The 15,328-nt window shown below is 28.5% G+C and carries 12 protein-coding genes; 11 read left to right on the top strand and 1 reads right to left on the bottom strand.

Translation table 11 applies throughout. The features are described from left to right. Window position 1: 1 nt before the first annotated feature. The 6 genes from kamA to BLP75_RS00595 all read left to right on the top strand — a co-directional run bounded on the left by kamA (window position 2) and on the right by BLP75_RS00595 (window position 7,956). Complete coding sequence (kamA, locus tag BLP75_RS00620; RefSeq protein ID WP_092721858.1) at window positions 2–1,252, top strand: lysine 2,3-aminomutase; 1,251 nt, start codon at window positions 2–4, stop codon at window positions 1,250–1,252. A gap of 110 nt (window positions 1,253–1,362) precedes the next feature. Beyond that, a complete protein-coding gene (kamB, locus tag BLP75_RS00615) occupies window positions 1,363–2,382 on the top strand; it encodes a lysine 5,6-aminomutase reactivase subunit KamB (RefSeq protein ID WP_092721856.1) in 1,020 nt (339 codons plus the stop codon). A gap of 33 nt (window positions 2,383–2,415) precedes the next feature. Then, window positions 2,416–3,855 (top strand): lysine 5,6-aminomutase reactivase ATPase KamC, encoded by a 1,440-nt coding sequence (gene kamC / locus BLP75_RS00610; RefSeq protein ID WP_092721854.1) that lies wholly within the window; start codon window positions 2,416–2,418, stop codon window positions 3,853–3,855. Between the two features lie 18 nt (window positions 3,856–3,873). Continuing rightward, complete coding sequence (gene kamD / locus BLP75_RS00605; RefSeq protein ID WP_092721852.1) at window positions 3,874–5,451, top strand: lysine 5,6-aminomutase subunit alpha; 1,578 nt, start codon at window positions 3,874–3,876, stop codon at window positions 5,449–5,451. Beyond that, window positions 5,451–6,236 (top strand): lysine 5,6-aminomutase subunit beta, encoded by a 786-nt coding sequence (gene kamE, locus BLP75_RS00600; RefSeq protein ID WP_092721850.1) that lies wholly within the window; start codon window positions 5,451–5,453, stop codon window positions 6,234–6,236. Before kamD ends, kamE begins: the two co-directional genes overlap by 1 nt. A 235-nt stretch (window positions 6,237–6,471) precedes the next feature. Then, window positions 6,472–7,956 (top strand): Na+/H+ antiporter NhaC family protein, encoded by a 1,485-nt coding sequence (locus tag BLP75_RS00595; RefSeq protein ID WP_092721848.1) that lies wholly within the window; start codon window positions 6,472–6,474, stop codon window positions 7,954–7,956. Window positions 7,957–8,132: 176 nt separating this feature from the next. On the opposite strand, the gene katG is transcribed toward BLP75_RS00595, so the two are convergent. Beyond that, window positions 8,133–10,328, bottom strand: a complete 2,196-nt coding sequence (katG, locus tag BLP75_RS00590) for a catalase/peroxidase HPI (RefSeq protein WP_092721846.1) — start codon at window positions 10,326–10,328, stop codon at window positions 8,133–8,135. A gap of 200 nt (window positions 10,329–10,528) precedes the next feature. Between katG and BLP75_RS00585 the strand changes: the two genes are divergently transcribed. The 5 genes from BLP75_RS00585 to BLP75_RS00565 all read left to right on the top strand — a co-directional run bounded on the left by BLP75_RS00585 (window position 10,529) and on the right by BLP75_RS00565 (window position 15,279). Further along, window positions 10,529–11,218, top strand: coding sequence for a hypothetical protein (locus BLP75_RS00585; protein ID WP_092721844.1), 690 nt, complete (start codon window positions 10,529–10,531; stop codon window positions 11,216–11,218). A 13-nt stretch (window positions 11,219–11,231) separates the two neighbouring features. Then, window positions 11,232–11,984: an EFR1 family ferrodoxin gene (locus BLP75_RS00580; RefSeq protein WP_092721842.1), complete on the top strand. Its 753-nt coding sequence runs from the start codon at window positions 11,232–11,234 to the stop codon at window positions 11,982–11,984. A 168-nt stretch (window positions 11,985–12,152) separates the two neighbouring features. Further along, complete coding sequence (locus BLP75_RS00575) at window positions 12,153–13,085, top strand: hypothetical protein (protein WP_092721840.1); 933 nt, start codon at window positions 12,153–12,155, stop codon at window positions 13,083–13,085. A gap of 92 nt (window positions 13,086–13,177) precedes the next feature. Continuing rightward, window positions 13,178–14,506 (top strand): putative DNA modification/repair radical SAM protein, encoded by a 1,329-nt coding sequence (locus BLP75_RS00570; RefSeq protein WP_092721839.1) that lies wholly within the window; start codon window positions 13,178–13,180, stop codon window positions 14,504–14,506. Window positions 14,507–14,517: 11 nt separating this feature from the next. Next, on the top strand, window positions 14,518–15,279 hold the full coding sequence (locus tag BLP75_RS00565; protein WP_092721837.1) for a TIGR03915 family putative DNA repair protein: 762 nt from the start codon (window positions 14,518–14,520) through the stop codon (window positions 15,277–15,279). The last annotated feature ends 49 nt before the right edge of the window (window positions 15,280–15,328 follow it).

Below are 15,328 nucleotides of genomic sequence, written 5' to 3'. Positions count from 1 at the left end.
CATGGAAAGAAAAATATTTAAAGATGTTAGCAATGAATTATGGAATGATTGGAATTGGCAAGTTAAAAACAGAATAACAACTGTTGAAGAACTTAAAAAGTATATACCACTTACAGAAAGTGAAGAACAAGGAGTTCACGAATGTCTTAAAACTTTAAGAATGAGTATAACTCCATACTACTTATCATTAATTGATCCTTCAAACCCAAATGATCCAATAAGAAAGCAAGCAATACCAGTATCATCAGAACTTAAAGTTTCTGAAGCTGACTTAGATGATCCACTTCATGAAGATGGAGATTCACCAGTACCAGGACTTACTCATAGATACCCAGATAGAGCGTTATTATTAATAACTGACCAATGTGCAATGTATTGTAGACACTGTACAAGAAGAAGATTTGCTGGTCAAAATGATGGGGCTCAACCAGTAGATAGAATAGATAAAGCTATAGAATATATAAGAAATACACCAGTTATAAGAGACGTATTATTATCAGGTGGAGATGCACTTTTAATGAGTGATGAAAGATTAGAATATATAATAAGTAAATTAAGAGAAATACCACACGTTGAAATAATAAGAATAGGAAGTAGAGCTCCAGTAGTTATGCCTCAAAGAATAACTGATGGTTTAGTAAATATGCTTAAGAAATACCATCCAATATGGTTAAATACTCACTTCAACCATCCAAATGAAATAACAAAAGAATCTAGAGAAGCTTGTGAAAAAATGGCAAATGCAGGTATACCTCTAGGAAACCAAAGTGTTTTATTACGTGGAGTAAATGACTGTATGCACGTTATGAAAAAATTAGTTAACGATTTAGTAAAAATAAGAGTTAGACCATACTACATTTATCAATGTGACTTATCTAACGGTATAGAGCACTTTAGAACTCCTGTTTCTAAAGGTATAGAAATAATAGAAGGATTAAGAGGTCATACATCAGGATACTGTGTACCAACATTTGTTGTAGATGCACCAGGTGGTGGTGGTAAAACACCAGTTATGCCAAACTATGTAATATCTCAAAGTCATGATAAAGTAATACTTAGAAACTTTGAAGGTGTTATAACAACATATACAGAGCCACACAATTACAGCCACACATGTCAATGTGAAGTTTGTAGAGGAGAAAAGGAAGTTCATAAGGTAGGTGTAGCTGGACTTTTAAATAATGAAAGAATGACACTTGAACCAACTGAATTAGATAGAAAGAAAAGAGAGTTATCTGCTCAATTAGGTTAATATAAAAACTAAAAAGTAAAAGATATTATAGAATTAATTCTATAATATCTTTTACTAATAAAAGTATACATCGCTTATTGAAATGATATTAAATTTATAAGGAATAAGATATGAATAAATTAAGAGAAATACTAAAATATAAAAGTATGTCGATTATAGGCAATTATAAGAATGTTGGAAAAACTACTACCTTAAATTACATACTTAAAGAGTGTATAAGTAAAAATATAATACTGGGCCTTACCTCAATTGGAGTAGATGGAGAAGGTGTGGATGCAGTTACTAATACTTATAAACCTAGAATATATGTAAATAAAAATACAATAATAGCCACAGCCAGTAGTTTAGTTTTAGGAAGTGATATAACAAAAGAAATTCTAGAACTAACAAACATAACAACGCCCCTGGGAAATATAGTTATATTTAAATCATTAAGCGATGGATATATAGAACTTGCAGGTCCATCTATAAATACTCAGATAAAATATATATGTGATAGACTAAAGTATTATGGAGCAGATTTGAGTATAGTGGATGGAGCTTTATCTAGAAAAACATTAGGATCACCATCAATAACAGAATCAACTATATTTTGTAGTGGAGCTGTAATAAATAAAGATATTAATAAGGCTATAGAAAAAATTGTATATGAAGCTAATATTTTAAATCTTGATAAAGTTAATGATAATAAATTTTATGAAGTTTATGAAAATATAAATTCTAAAAAGGTTAGCGTAGTAAATAATGATTATACCTATAAAAGCTTAGATATTAATACAACTTTAAGCTCTTCAAAAGAAATTATAGATAGTATAGATGATAATACTAAATATATAGTTTTTAATGGAATAGTTACTGATGACTTTATAAATACAATGCTAAAAAGTGGGAAAGATTACAAAAATATCACTATATTAGTTGAAGATAGTACAAAGATATTTTTAGAAAAAGATGTATTTGAAAAATTTATAAAGCTTAAAGGTAAAATTAGAGCAATAAACAAAGTAAATCTAATAGGCATAAGTATAAATCCAACTTCGATAGAAGGTTATAGCTTTGATGAAAAATATTTTATAGATACTATACAAAGTAAGACTGATATAAAAGTATTTAATGTAATGAGTTTTTAGAAAATAAGCTTTTAGGAACAAGAAGGTGATCATATTAAGTCATTTATAACACACGAAGTAAATACGATTACACCATATGGAGAAATAGAAAAAAGTAATATTAAGATATATAAAAAAGAAAACAAGCTTAAGTTGATAAAAGAACTGAGCTATGTTGAAAATATGATTAGTAGTTTAAACAAAAATAAAGTGGTGTATGAGAATATACAATATGAATTTTGTAAAGTAAAAAATATAAAAAATACAATTATAAGATTAGAAAATAAAAATGTATTGGATGAATTAGAGTTATTTGAAATTAAAAATTTTGCTATAAATGTTAATAAAATAATGAAGTATTATTTACAGTTGAATATAAATGTAGATTATATAAACTTTAAAAGTTTAGATAAAATTGTAAAGCTATTAGACCCAGATGATTTGAAGCTAACAACTTTTCAAATATATGGGGCTTATAGTAAACGATTATTACGTATAAGACAAAATAAGCTTAACGTAGAAAAAGAAATATTTAGTTCAACAGATATAGAAATCATAGAAAAATTAAAAAAGAAAAGACTTGAGATAGTTATTCAGGAAGATCAAGAAGTCCTAAAAATAAGGAAAGCTTTAACTGAAGAATTATACAATTATTTAATAGATATAAAAGAAAATATAAAAAATATAGGAAAATTAGATCTACTTATTGCAAAAGCTGATTTAGCAATAAAGTATAATGCTATAAAACCAAGTATAAATGAAGAAAATAAAATTTATTTTAAAGAGCTTATAAATCCAAATCTTCAAAAACTTTTAGATTCACAAGGAAAGCAATATATACCAATAAGTATAGAAATTGACAAGAAAATAACCATAATAAGTGGAGCTAATATGGGTGGAAAAAGTGTAAGTATGAAAACCATAGCACTTAATTTATACTTATTCCAATGTGGATTTTTTGTATTTGCTAAAGAAGCAGATTTATGCATATTAGATTTTATATATTTAGTAAGTGACGATATGCAAGATATAAACAAAGGTTTAAGTACCTTTGGAGCAGAGATAATAAAATTAAAAGAAATAACAAAGCTTATTAAGATAAGAGATGGGTTCATAGCATTAGATGAATTTGCAAGAGGAACTAATCCAGTAGAAGGTAGATTACTTTTAAAATCAATATGTGAATATTTTAAACAGTATAATTCAATAAGCTTAATATCTACTCACTTAGATGATATAGATATTAGTGATGTTGACTATTACCAAGTAATAGGATTAAAAAATGTAAACTTTGAAGGATTAAAACGTCAAATAGATTTAAAGATAGGTAGAGATAAAAGTTCAAATGGAGTAAAAATACTTCAAGAGTATATGGACTATAGAATGGAAAAAGTAAGCAAAGAAACTAAAGTTCCAAAAGATGCTATAAATATATGTAAGTTATTGGGTCTTGATAATGAAATAATTAATATAGCAAATAAATTAAGTAAATAGGAAGCCAAGGGGGATAATATGAGTAAGTTAAATTTAGATTTCAGTATAGTTGAGAAAGCTCGTAAATCAGCACAAAACATAGCATTAGATACACAAGAATTTATAAACAAGCACACTACAGTAACTGTTGAAAGAAGTATACTAAGATTACTTGGAATAGACGGTGTAGATGAATTTGGTGTACCGCTTCCAAATATAGTTGTAGATAGTATAAAAAATTCTAATAATGGATCTTTAGGAATGGGTGTTGCTTATTATATAGGTAATGCTATGATAAACACAGGACTTAATCCACAAGAGATAGCAGAAAAAGTAGCTAAAGGGGAATTAGACTTAACTTCACTTAAGGAAAACGATGTATTTGAAGTTAAGCTTAAAATAAATGAAATAGCTAAACAAAGTGTAAATCAAATAAAAGAAAATAGAAATAAGAGAGAAGCATTTTTAAATGAGTATGGAGATAAAACTGGTCCATATTTATATTTAATAGTTGCAACAGGTAATATATACGAAGATATTACTCAAGCAGTAGCTGCTGCTAAGCAAGGGGCAGATATAATAGCTGTTATCAGAACAACAGGACAAAGTTTACTTGACTTTGTACCATATGGTGCTACTACTGAAGGATTTGGAGGAACTTTTGCAACAGGTGAAAACTTTAGATTAATGAGAGAAGCACTAGATAAGGTTGGAAAAGAATTAGGAAGATATATAAGACTTTGTAACTATTGCTCAGGATTATGTATGCCAGAAATAGCAGCATTAGGAGCTCAAAATAGATTAGATGTTATGCTTAATGATGCATTATATGGAATATTATTTAGAGATATAAATATGAAGAGAACTATGATAGATCAATACTTCTCAAGAATAATAAATGGATATGCTGGTGTTATAATAAATACTGGAGAAGATAACTACTTAACAACAGCAGATGCAGTAGAAGAAGCACATACTGTACTTGCATCACAATTTATAAATGAGCAGTTTGCTTTAATAGCAGGACTACCAGAGGAACAAATGGGTCTAGGCCATGCATTTGAAATAAGTCCAGATGTTGAAAATGGATTCTTATATGAATTAGCTCAAGCTCAAATGGCTAGAGAAATATTCCCTAAAGCTCCACTTAAATATATGCCACCTACTAAATTTATGACTGGTGATATATTTAAAGGTCAAGTTCAAGATGCTTTATTTAATATGGTAACAATAATGACAGGTCAAAAGCTTCATTTATTAGGAATGCTTACAGAGGCTATACATACACCATTTATATCTGATAGAGCTTTATCTATAGATAATGCTCAATATATATTCAATACTATGAAAGACTTAGGCAGTGAAATAGAATTTAAAAAAGATGGTATTATGTGTACTAGAGTTAATGAAGTACTACATAAAGCATATGATTTAATAGCTGAGATAGAAAAAGAAGGATTATTTAAAACATTAGAACAAGGTAAGTTTGCTGGAATAAAGAGACCAGTTGATGGTGGAAAAGGACTAGATGGAGTTGTTATAAAAGAAAATGTATACTTCAATCCATTTGTAGAGTTAATGTTAGAAAAAGATTTAGTGTTAGGGGGTAGCTGCTAATGAGCGGATTATATTCAATGGAAAATAAGACATACGATAAGAACCTTGATTTAAAAAATGTAAAACCATATGGAGATACTTTAAATGATGCTAAGGTACAAGTGAGTTTTACATTGCCTGTAAAGGATGATGAAAAAGGTATAGAAGCTGCAAAACTTACAGCTAAAAATATGGGGCTTTCTGAGATAAATGTTGCTCATCATAAATCACTAGATAGTGAATTTACATTCTATGTAGCATATGGAAGTTTAGAAAAAGGTGTAAATTATGAAGACATACATGTAGAAGTAGCACAAGAAAATACAATGGATAAATATGAAATAGAAAATTATATAAAAGAAAATATAAAAAGAAATGTAGTAGTAGTTGGAGCTAGTACTGGTACAGATGCACATACTGTTGGTATAGATGCAATAATGAACATGAAGGGTTATGCAGGAAACTATGGATTAGAAAGATATGAAGGAATAGAAGCATACAACTTAGGTAGTCAAGTTCCAAATGAAGATTTTATAAAAAAAGCAGTAGAGCTTAAAGCAGATGTATTATTAGTTTCTCAGACTGTAACTCAAAAGAATATTCATATAGAAAACTTAACTAACTTAGTAGAATTATTAGAAGCAGAAGGTCTTCGTGATAAGGTTGTACTTCTTTGTGGAGGACCTAGAATAAATCATGAACTTGCAAAAGAATTAGGATATGATGCAGGATTTGGACCAGGTAAATTTGCGCAAGATGTTGGAAGCTTCTTTGTAGAAGAATTAGTTAATAGAGATTTAATATAATAAATTTAAACTAGTATATTAGCAACTACCAAAACTATAATATTTACTAACAATATGAGAAATTTTTCTTTAAATATCAATAAAATGTTATATTAAAGTTATAATTAAAAGACTTATGTACTATATAATTATACATTAGTACATAAGTCTATAAAATAATTGATAGTATAATGCATAGTGTAAATAAAAAACTATCAAAATTATACAATATCAATATATCAAGGAGGCTCACCTTATGGGGTTTTGGGTTGGACTATTTAAGTTTTCACCAGTATTTGTACTGGCAGGTTTAATGATTTCAGGGATGGATTGTTTAATAGCAGCTCCAATAGCTACGATATATGCATTTATTGTAGCATCAATAACAGATAAGTTTAAGTTTAATGATTTAGTTGATTGTGCAGTTGATAATGTAAAACATTTAAATCTAGTTTTTTTCATACTAATGCTTGCATATGCAATGGCTGAAGCATTTATGTCAACAGGAGTAGGCGCATCTTTAGTAAATATAGCACTTTCTCTAGGTGTAACAGGAAGAACCGTTGCAGTTGTTTCATTTTTAGTTACTGCTGTACTTTCAGTAGCTACAGGAACATCATGGGGAACATTTGCAGCATGTGCTCCAATATTTTTATGGTTAAACCACATGGTTGGTGGAAATATTTTATTAACTACAGCATCTATTGCTGGTGGAGCTTGTTTTGGAGACAATATTGGACTTATTTCAGATACAACTGTAGTAAGTTCAGGGATACAAAGTGTTGAGGTTGTAGATAGAATTAAATCTCAAGGACCTTGGTCTATAATCTGTTTAGCCATAACAGTTGTTGCTATATTTGTATTAAGCATAACTATGGGATTACCTACTGAAGCTACAAATGCTGCAGCTGCTATAAATCAGATACCACCTCAAGTAATAGTTGATTTAGAAGCTGCAAGACCATCAGCAGTAGAATTATTGAATCAAGTAAAAACAGGAGTACCATATTACATGGCAATACCATTAATATTAGTTTTAGTAGTGGCGGTAAAAGGATTACCTACACTAGCTTGCTTATCTATTGGTATAATCTCATCATATATACTAGGAACTTTTGCAGGTACTGTTGAATCTTTAAATGCTTTCTTAGATTTGATGATGTCAGGATTTAAAGAGGCAGGTTCATGGGTTATAGTAATGATGATGTGGGTTGGAGCATTTGGTGGAATAATGAGCAAGATGAAAGCATTTGAGCCACTATCAACATTAGTATTAGCAATATCTAGAAATGTAAAACAACTAATGTTTATGAATGGGGTACTATGCTTTGTAGGAAATGCTGCACTTGCAGATGAAATGGCTCAAATCGTTACAGTAGGGCCTATAACTAAAGAATTAGTTGAAAAGAATGTAGATGGTAGTGAAGAAGATTTATACCAATTACGTTTAAGAAATGCAACATTTTCAAGTTCTCTAGGAGTATTTGGTTCTCAATTAATACCATGGCATGTTTATATAGGGTTCTATGTAGGAATATTAAGTGCAGTATATCCACTTCATAATTTCGTACCATTTGATATTATAAAGTATAATATTATGGCATTTATCACAGTTGGATCAATACTTCTATTAACATTAACTGGTCTTGATAGATTTATACCAAAATTTGGGTTACCAAGTGAACCACAAGTTAAATTAAAGAGAAAAGAAAAAGGTCAAGAAAAAAATAACGCAGTTTAGTAAATATTACAATTATAGAAAATAGCTAATATACCTAATTAGTTTAATAATTTATTAAAATATTAAAAAATTATAAAAAATCAGATTAAATAATCTGAAAAATTTAAATGCTAAGTCAATTAAATTAATGAATAGCAAATAAAAAAGCCGTGGATTATTCCAAGGCTTTTTTATTTTTAGCAAAATTTTACATCATATCTATCGGCATTCATTACTTTATTCCAAGCAGATACAAAGTCTTTTAAGAATTTAACTTGAGATCCTTCGCTTGCATACACTTCAGAAATAGCACGAAGTTGCGAATTAGAACCAAAAACAAGGTCAACTCGTGTTCCTTGCCACTTTAATTTTCCTGTTGTTCTGTCACGTCCTTCAAATAATTGTTCATCAGAGGATGTAGATTTCCAGACAGTATTCATGTCTAAAAGATTTACAAAGAAGTCATTAGTAAGAGTTTCTGGTCTATTTGTAAAAACACCGTACTGAGATTTTTTGTGATTAGCGTTTAATACACGCATACCACCTATTAAAACGGTCATTTCAGGTGCAGTTAAAGTTAAAAGTTGTGCACGGTCAATTAATAATTCTTCTGGGCGAGTTGAATAATTTGATTTTAGATAATTTCTAAAACCATCTGCATTTGGTTCAAGTACATCAAATGATTTGATATCAGTATCTTCTTGTGATGCATCTGTACGTCCGGCAGTGAAAGGTACTGTAATTTTATATCCTGCTTTTTTTGCTGCTTTTTCAATACCCACGCACCCAGAAAGGACAATCATATCTGCTAAAGAAACCTTTTTATTGTTTAACTGTGAACAGTCAAAATCTGATTTTATTTTTTTAAGAACTTGTAAAACTTTATTTAATTGCTCTGGCTCATTAACATCCCAAGATTTTTGTGGCTCAAGACGAATTCTAGCTCCATTTGCACCACCACGTTTATCAGATCCTCTAAAAGTAGATGCAGATGACCAAGCTGTATAAACAAGTTCTGATATTGACAATTTAGAATCTAAGATTTTCTTTTTAAGATACTTAATATCATTTTCATTAATTAATTCATAATCAACTTTTGGTACAGGATCTTGCCAAATAAGTATCTCACTAGGCACCTCAGGACCTAGATATCTTGAAATAGGACCCATATCACGATGTGTAAGCTTAAACCAAGCACGTGCAAAATCATCAGCAAATTTATCTGGGTTATTTAGATAGTTTTTAGCAATTTTATTATATATAGGATCATAGATAATAGCTAAGTCAGTTGTCATCATCATAGGTGGGTGTTTTTTTGTTGGATCATGCGCATCTACAACTAAATCTTCTTCATCTACATTTTTAGGTGTCCACTGATATGCTCCAGCAGGGCTCTTAATTAATTCCCATTGATATTTGAATAATATTTTAAAATATCCCATATCCCATGTTATTGGATTTGGTTTCCACGAACCTTCTATTCCACTACTAATGGTATCAGGTCCCATACCTGTTTTATAGGTATTTTTCCATCCAAATCCTTGTTGTTCAATAGGAGCAATATCTGGAGGAGGACCAACGTATGTAGCAGGAGCTGCACCGTGACTTTTACCAAAAGTATGACCACCAGCTATAAGAGCTACAGTTTCTTCGTCATTCATAGCCATACGTGCAAATATTTCTCTAATATCTTTTGCAGAACCAACTGGATCAGGTTTTCCATCTGGTCCTTCTGGATTTACATAAATTAATCCCATTTGAACTGCGGCTAGTGGATTTTCAATTTGACCTGTTTCAGGGTTTTTATTACTACCAAGTATTTTTGATGGTGATCCCCAATAGATATCTTGTGGTTCCCAAACGTCTATACGTCCACCACCAAATCCAAAGGTCTTAAGCCCCATTGACTCAAAAGCACAGTTACCTGATAGTATCATGAGGTCTGCCCATGAAATTTTATTACCATATTTTTGTTTGATTGGCCAAAGTAATCTACGAGCTTTATCTAAATTAATGTTATCAGGCCAACTGTTTAATGGTGGAAATCTCTGTGATCCATCACCTGCACCACCTCTACCGTCACTTATCCTATATGTTCCTGCACTATGCCATGCCATACGAATAAAAAATGGTCCATAGTGACCAAAATCAGCTGGCCACCAGTCTTTAGAATCTGTCATTAGATTATATAAATCTTGTTTCAATGCATAAAAATCAAGTTTATTAAATTCTTTTGCATAATTAAATTTGGGACCTAATGGATTGCTTAAATATGAATTTTGTCGAAGAATATCTAGGTTTAATTGATTAGGTAAACATTCCATATTTGATGGTTCATTTCCGGATATAGAGCTACTTGATCTCCCAGTAAATGGGCATTTTATTTCTCTCATTTGGCGATTATCCTCCTTTACTTTGTGGATGCTTTAAAATTAAGTACTAAATATATCATTAAATAATATGTGAATATATTTTTGATTATGTGTTGTTTATATTAAGAAAGCTCATAAGAATAAATAAACAAAGTATCTATTATACTTATATATTATGATTTTATAAATGAAACTTAAATATGTTATTGGAGGGATGATATATGTATGATTTGGAAGAACTAAGAAATAAAATTTTAAATAAAATAAAGAGTAAATTTGATATAAAACAATTAGATATGAATTTTAAAGAAGAATTTTATTATCCAAAATCAATACATCTTCTTAAATTTAATATAGAACAATATCAAATAAAAAACTTAGGAAACTTGGCGATATTGAAAGGAAAAGGGCTTGGCATAATGAAAATGTTAACAGTAGTTTTCACTCCTTCCATTACAAAAGACATACCCCTTGTAATAATAGATTTTATCAAAATGGCAAATAAAAGAACTGTATTTATAGAATTTTATACAAATCATATAATTCAAAAGGAAAGTATTAATGGTTTAGAAAATAGACTTGAAAAACTAAATATTAAATACGAGTATATAGAAAACTATATTGAGAGCATTAATTGGTATACTACTCTTAGAAATAAATACTCTATATTAAAAAAATCAACAAAAAAATATGATAAAATATTATATGAGATGGTATTAGAAAATTTGGAAGAATACTTAAGCTATGTCCAAAATATAAAAATAGAAAGCAATGAAAAAAATACAAAGTTAGAAACCTTTATAAATGATTTGATATACAAAGGAAATCCATCAACATCTGTATTAGAGAAAGCTTTAGGAAAAGAAGAAACTATAAAACTATTTAAAGAAATAATATTTAATTATAAATAGGGGGTGGACTTTTATGATAATGTTATATTTTTCAGGAACAGGAAATTCAAAGTATATAGCAAATTTGTTTACTCAAAAAATAGATGGTGAATGTTACTCTATAGAAGAGCAGATAGATTTTGAAAAAGTGATACAACAACATGATACAATTGCTTTTTGCTATCCTATATATGGATCTTGTATTCCTCGTATAATGAGAGAATTTGTTGCTAAATATGTTGAAAATCTTAAAGATAAGAAGTTAATAATATTTTGTACTCAGCTAATGTTTTCAGGTGATGGAGCTAGAGTTTTTACAGATTTATTGCCTGATGGATATGGCGAAGTTATTTATGCAGAGCATTTCAATATGCCTAATAACATATGCAATACCAAACTTTTTAAAATAAAAAATGGAGAACAAATCAATAAATTTTTAAGAGAAGCAGATAAAAAGATGAATCGCGTATGTGATGATTTAAAACAAGGTAAAGTAAAAAAGCGTGGGTTTAATAAATTTTCTAGTTTCTTAGGAAAAAGTCAGAGTGGACATTGGCCACAGATTGAAGAAAAAAACAGGAGTTCAGTAAAGATTGATGATGATTGTATAAATTGCAACCTGTGTGTTAAGATATGTCCTATGAAAAATCTTACACCAAGTGATGAGGGAATTATTCAAAATAATAATTGTATTATATGCTATAGATGTGTAAATGCTTGTCCTAAGAAGGCAATTACAGTTTTAATAAATAAAAAGCCTAAAAAACAATACAAAGGAATAGGGTAAATATTAATTAATAGTGAATGGAGTAACTTAAAGTTATTCCATTTTATTTTAAAGATTAATTAATCAACTCTGTAATTGGAATATAATTACATATCATGCTAAAATATAACTAACAATTATATAAGGTAAAACTTTATTAATAAAAAATAGGAGTGAGTAGGGGAAAATATGTTAGAACAAATAAATATACAAATAACCAATGCAAAAAATGAAGTAGCTAAAAAATACGTATTACAAAATAAATTAAATGACCTAAAAATAGAACTTCAAAAGGCTGAAGGAGAGCTAACTAATTTAGAAAATAATCTTAAAAAAGAAAAAAAGGACGTAGATAATTTAAAAAAGCTATCATTATCAAATCTAATATCTACGGCAATGGGAAGCAAAGCAGATAAAATAGAAAAAGAAGAAAAAGAATATTTAATGGCAAAGCTTCAATATGACAAGTGCCAATCTAATGTAAATTTAATAAAATCTAATATTAATGATATAACAAATAGATTAAGCGGTTTATCAAAATGTGAGAATATATATGATAATTTATTAAAGAAAAAAATTGAGTTAATAAATGTTTATGGTGATGAAAGTACAAAAAACAAAATTATATACATTGAAAAAAATATTGATATGTATTTAAAAGAGATGAAAGAGGTTGATGAATCAATTTATGTTGGAAATGAATTATTAGATGAAGTAAGATCTGCTAAAAAGTTATTATCATCAGCAAAGGCGTGGAGCACTTTCGATATATTTGGTGGAGATTTACTAAGTTCTATGGCAAAACACAGTAAAATTGATGATGTGCAATGGCATTTATCTAAAATTTCAAATTTAATAAAGTCTTTTAATAAGGAATTAAAAGATGTAAATATTAGCGGGATTAGTTTTTCTAGCTCAACAAAGACTTTTGATATTTTCTTTGATAATATATTTACTGACTTATCAGTAGATAAACACATAACTGATTCTTATGACAATATATGTGTTTTAGAAGTGAAGATTGAAAATATTTTGAGCAAGTTAAAAAGAGATAGTAAAGATTTAAAAGAGATAATTGATTGTAAAAGAAGAGAATATGATGAATTTATAAAAAATATATAAAGCATTAAAATAATATGATTGAAATACTTACATTAATTACAGTTGACCCCAATTCATAAAAACTATAAAATATCATTTATGGTGGTGATACTATGGAGATAAAAGATAAACTAAGAATACTATCAGATGCAGCAAAATACGATGTATCATGTTCATCTAGTGGTAGCAAAAGAAAAAACACTAAAAATGGAATTGGAAATGCATCATCAAGTGGTATATGCCACACCTTCACTCAAGATGGTAGGTGTGTATCACTTTTAAAAATACTTATGACGAACTATTGTATATATGATTGTAGTTACTGTATAAATAAAAAATCAACTGACTCAGAAAGAGCATTATTTACGCCAGATGAGATATGTAATTTAGTAATAAATTTTTATAAACGAAATTATATAGAAGGATTGTTTTTAAGTTCTGCTATTATAAAAAATGAAAATTATACTATGGAAAAACTTTATGAAGTGGTATATAAGCTTAGGAACAAGCACAATTTTAATGGATATATACATCTAAAAGCAATACCTGGTGCTTGCGAAGATTTAATTCAAAGATGTGGAATGTTGGTTGATAGAATGAGTGTTAATATAGAACTTCCATCTGAAAGTAGTTTAAAATTATTAGCGCCTGATAAAAACAAAGATAAGATACTTTTGCCTATGAAAAATATAAGAAACAATATTATTCAAAATAAGGAAGAGAGAAAAAAGTTTAAAAATTCAAGTTTATTTGTACCAGGTGGTCAATCGACTCAGCTTATAGTAGGTGCGACGGATGAAAGTGATTACAAAATACTTAATTTAACTAGTAGCTTATATGATAAATATAAGTTAAAAAGAGTTTATTATTCTGCTTTTGTAAATACTACTAATCATAAAAATTTACCTGATATAAAAAATCCACCTACAATAAGAGAACATAGATTGTATCAAGCTGACTGGCTACTTAGACTTTATGGATTTAAAGCTGAGGAACTTCTAAATGAAGACAACCCTAACTTTGATATAAATTTTGACCCCAAAACTGATTGGGCTCTTAAAAATATTAATTTATTTCCTATTGAAATAAATAAAGCTCCATATGAAATGCTACTTAGAGTGCCAGGAATAGGTATGAAATCAGCCCAAAAGATTATTGCAACTAGAAGAGTTTCTAATTTAAGGTTTGAAGATTTAAAAAAACTCAGAGTTACTTTAAAAAGAGCACAGTATTTTATAACATGCAATGGAATTTATTATGGTGATACTAAATTTGATGAGATGTTTATAAAAAATAGATTAACACCGGATATTGATTTAAATATAATAGATAACGACTCTTCTCAATTAAGTTTTTTTGATAAGATATTAAATCCAGTACAAATATTAGATCCTACTAATTTATTAGATGATAAGTTTAGTTCAATTATGGGAGATCTTTAAGAGGTGATTACTTGATAGTTTATTTATTTGATGGAAGCTTTGAAGGATTATTAACTTCAATATATGACTCTTATTACTCTAAACCTCATGCTGATTATATATATAGTAAACAGCAGTATAAATACAATCTATTAGATGATGCCAAACATATAGATACGGATTTAGAAAAATATGAAAAAGTATATAAAGCTATAGAAACCAAAATATCTAAAAATGCATTGAATAAAATATATTTAGCTTATTTATCTGATATGTATGATTGTTATAGTTATATTTATAGATATGTTGTAATGGGATTTAAAGTAGGATGTGAAATAGATCTTCATAAAAATAATGATACAGTTATATACATAGATAATTGTGCAAAAAAGGTATCTCTTGAAAGGCATCGTATGATGGGATTTGTAAGATTTAAATCGTTCAATAATATACTTATAAGCAAAATTAATCCTACACATAACGTATTAGAACTTATTGCTAAACATTTTTCAAAGAGATTGTCTAATGAAAACTTCATTATATATGATGAAAATAGAGATTTAGCTTTGATTTATAATAAGTCTAGTTATTACATTACAAATGTAGATGATAAATTTAAAAAAATGCTAGAAAGTATAGATGATAATTTTTATGAGGAATTGTGGAGTGAGTATTTTAATAGTGTTAATATCCCTGAACGTGAAAATAAAAAGCTTCAAAGTAGAATGATGCCTAAAAGGTATTGGAAAAATTTGAGTGAGACTAGTAATATAGAATCTAAAGAAAAAGTTTAAGAAATTCATGTTTATTGATAAAATTTAGATTTACTAATATAAATAAAAA

This window comes from Romboutsia lituseburensis DSM 797 (assembly GCF_900103615.1).
Classification (GTDB): domain Bacteria; phylum Bacillota; class Clostridia; order Peptostreptococcales; family Peptostreptococcaceae; genus Romboutsia_F; species Romboutsia_F lituseburensis.
The sequence above is the reverse complement of the archived record's forward strand: the minus strand, read 5'-3'. Positions and strand labels throughout refer to the sequence as shown.

Coding starts and splice junctions, on each gene's coding strand:
- BLP75_RS00595 (WP_092721848.1), top strand. CDS start 6,472: ATGGGGTTTTGGGTTGGACTATTTAAGTTTTCACCAGTATTTGTACTG.
- katG (WP_092721846.1), bottom strand. CDS start 10,328: ATGAGAGAAATAAAATGCCCATTTACTGGGAGATCAAGTAGCTCTATA.
- kamD (WP_092721852.1), top strand. CDS start 3,874: ATGAGTAAGTTAAATTTAGATTTCAGTATAGTTGAGAAAGCTCGTAAA.
- kamB (WP_092721856.1), top strand. CDS start 1,363: ATGAATAAATTAAGAGAAATACTAAAATATAAAAGTATGTCGATTATA.
- BLP75_RS00570 (WP_092721839.1), top strand. CDS start 13,178: ATGGAGATAAAAGATAAACTAAGAATACTATCAGATGCAGCAAAATAC.
- kamA (WP_092721858.1), top strand. CDS start 2: ATGGAAAGAAAAATATTTAAAGATGTTAGCAATGAATTATGGAATGAT.
- kamE (WP_092721850.1), top strand. CDS start 5,451: ATGAGCGGATTATATTCAATGGAAAATAAGACATACGATAAGAACCTT.
- BLP75_RS00585 (WP_092721844.1), top strand. CDS start 10,529: ATGTATGATTTGGAAGAACTAAGAAATAAAATTTTAAATAAAATAAAG.
- BLP75_RS00580 (WP_092721842.1), top strand. CDS start 11,232: ATGATAATGTTATATTTTTCAGGAACAGGAAATTCAAAGTATATAGCA.
- BLP75_RS00575 (WP_092721840.1), top strand. CDS start 12,153: ATGTTAGAACAAATAAATATACAAATAACCAATGCAAAAAATGAAGTA.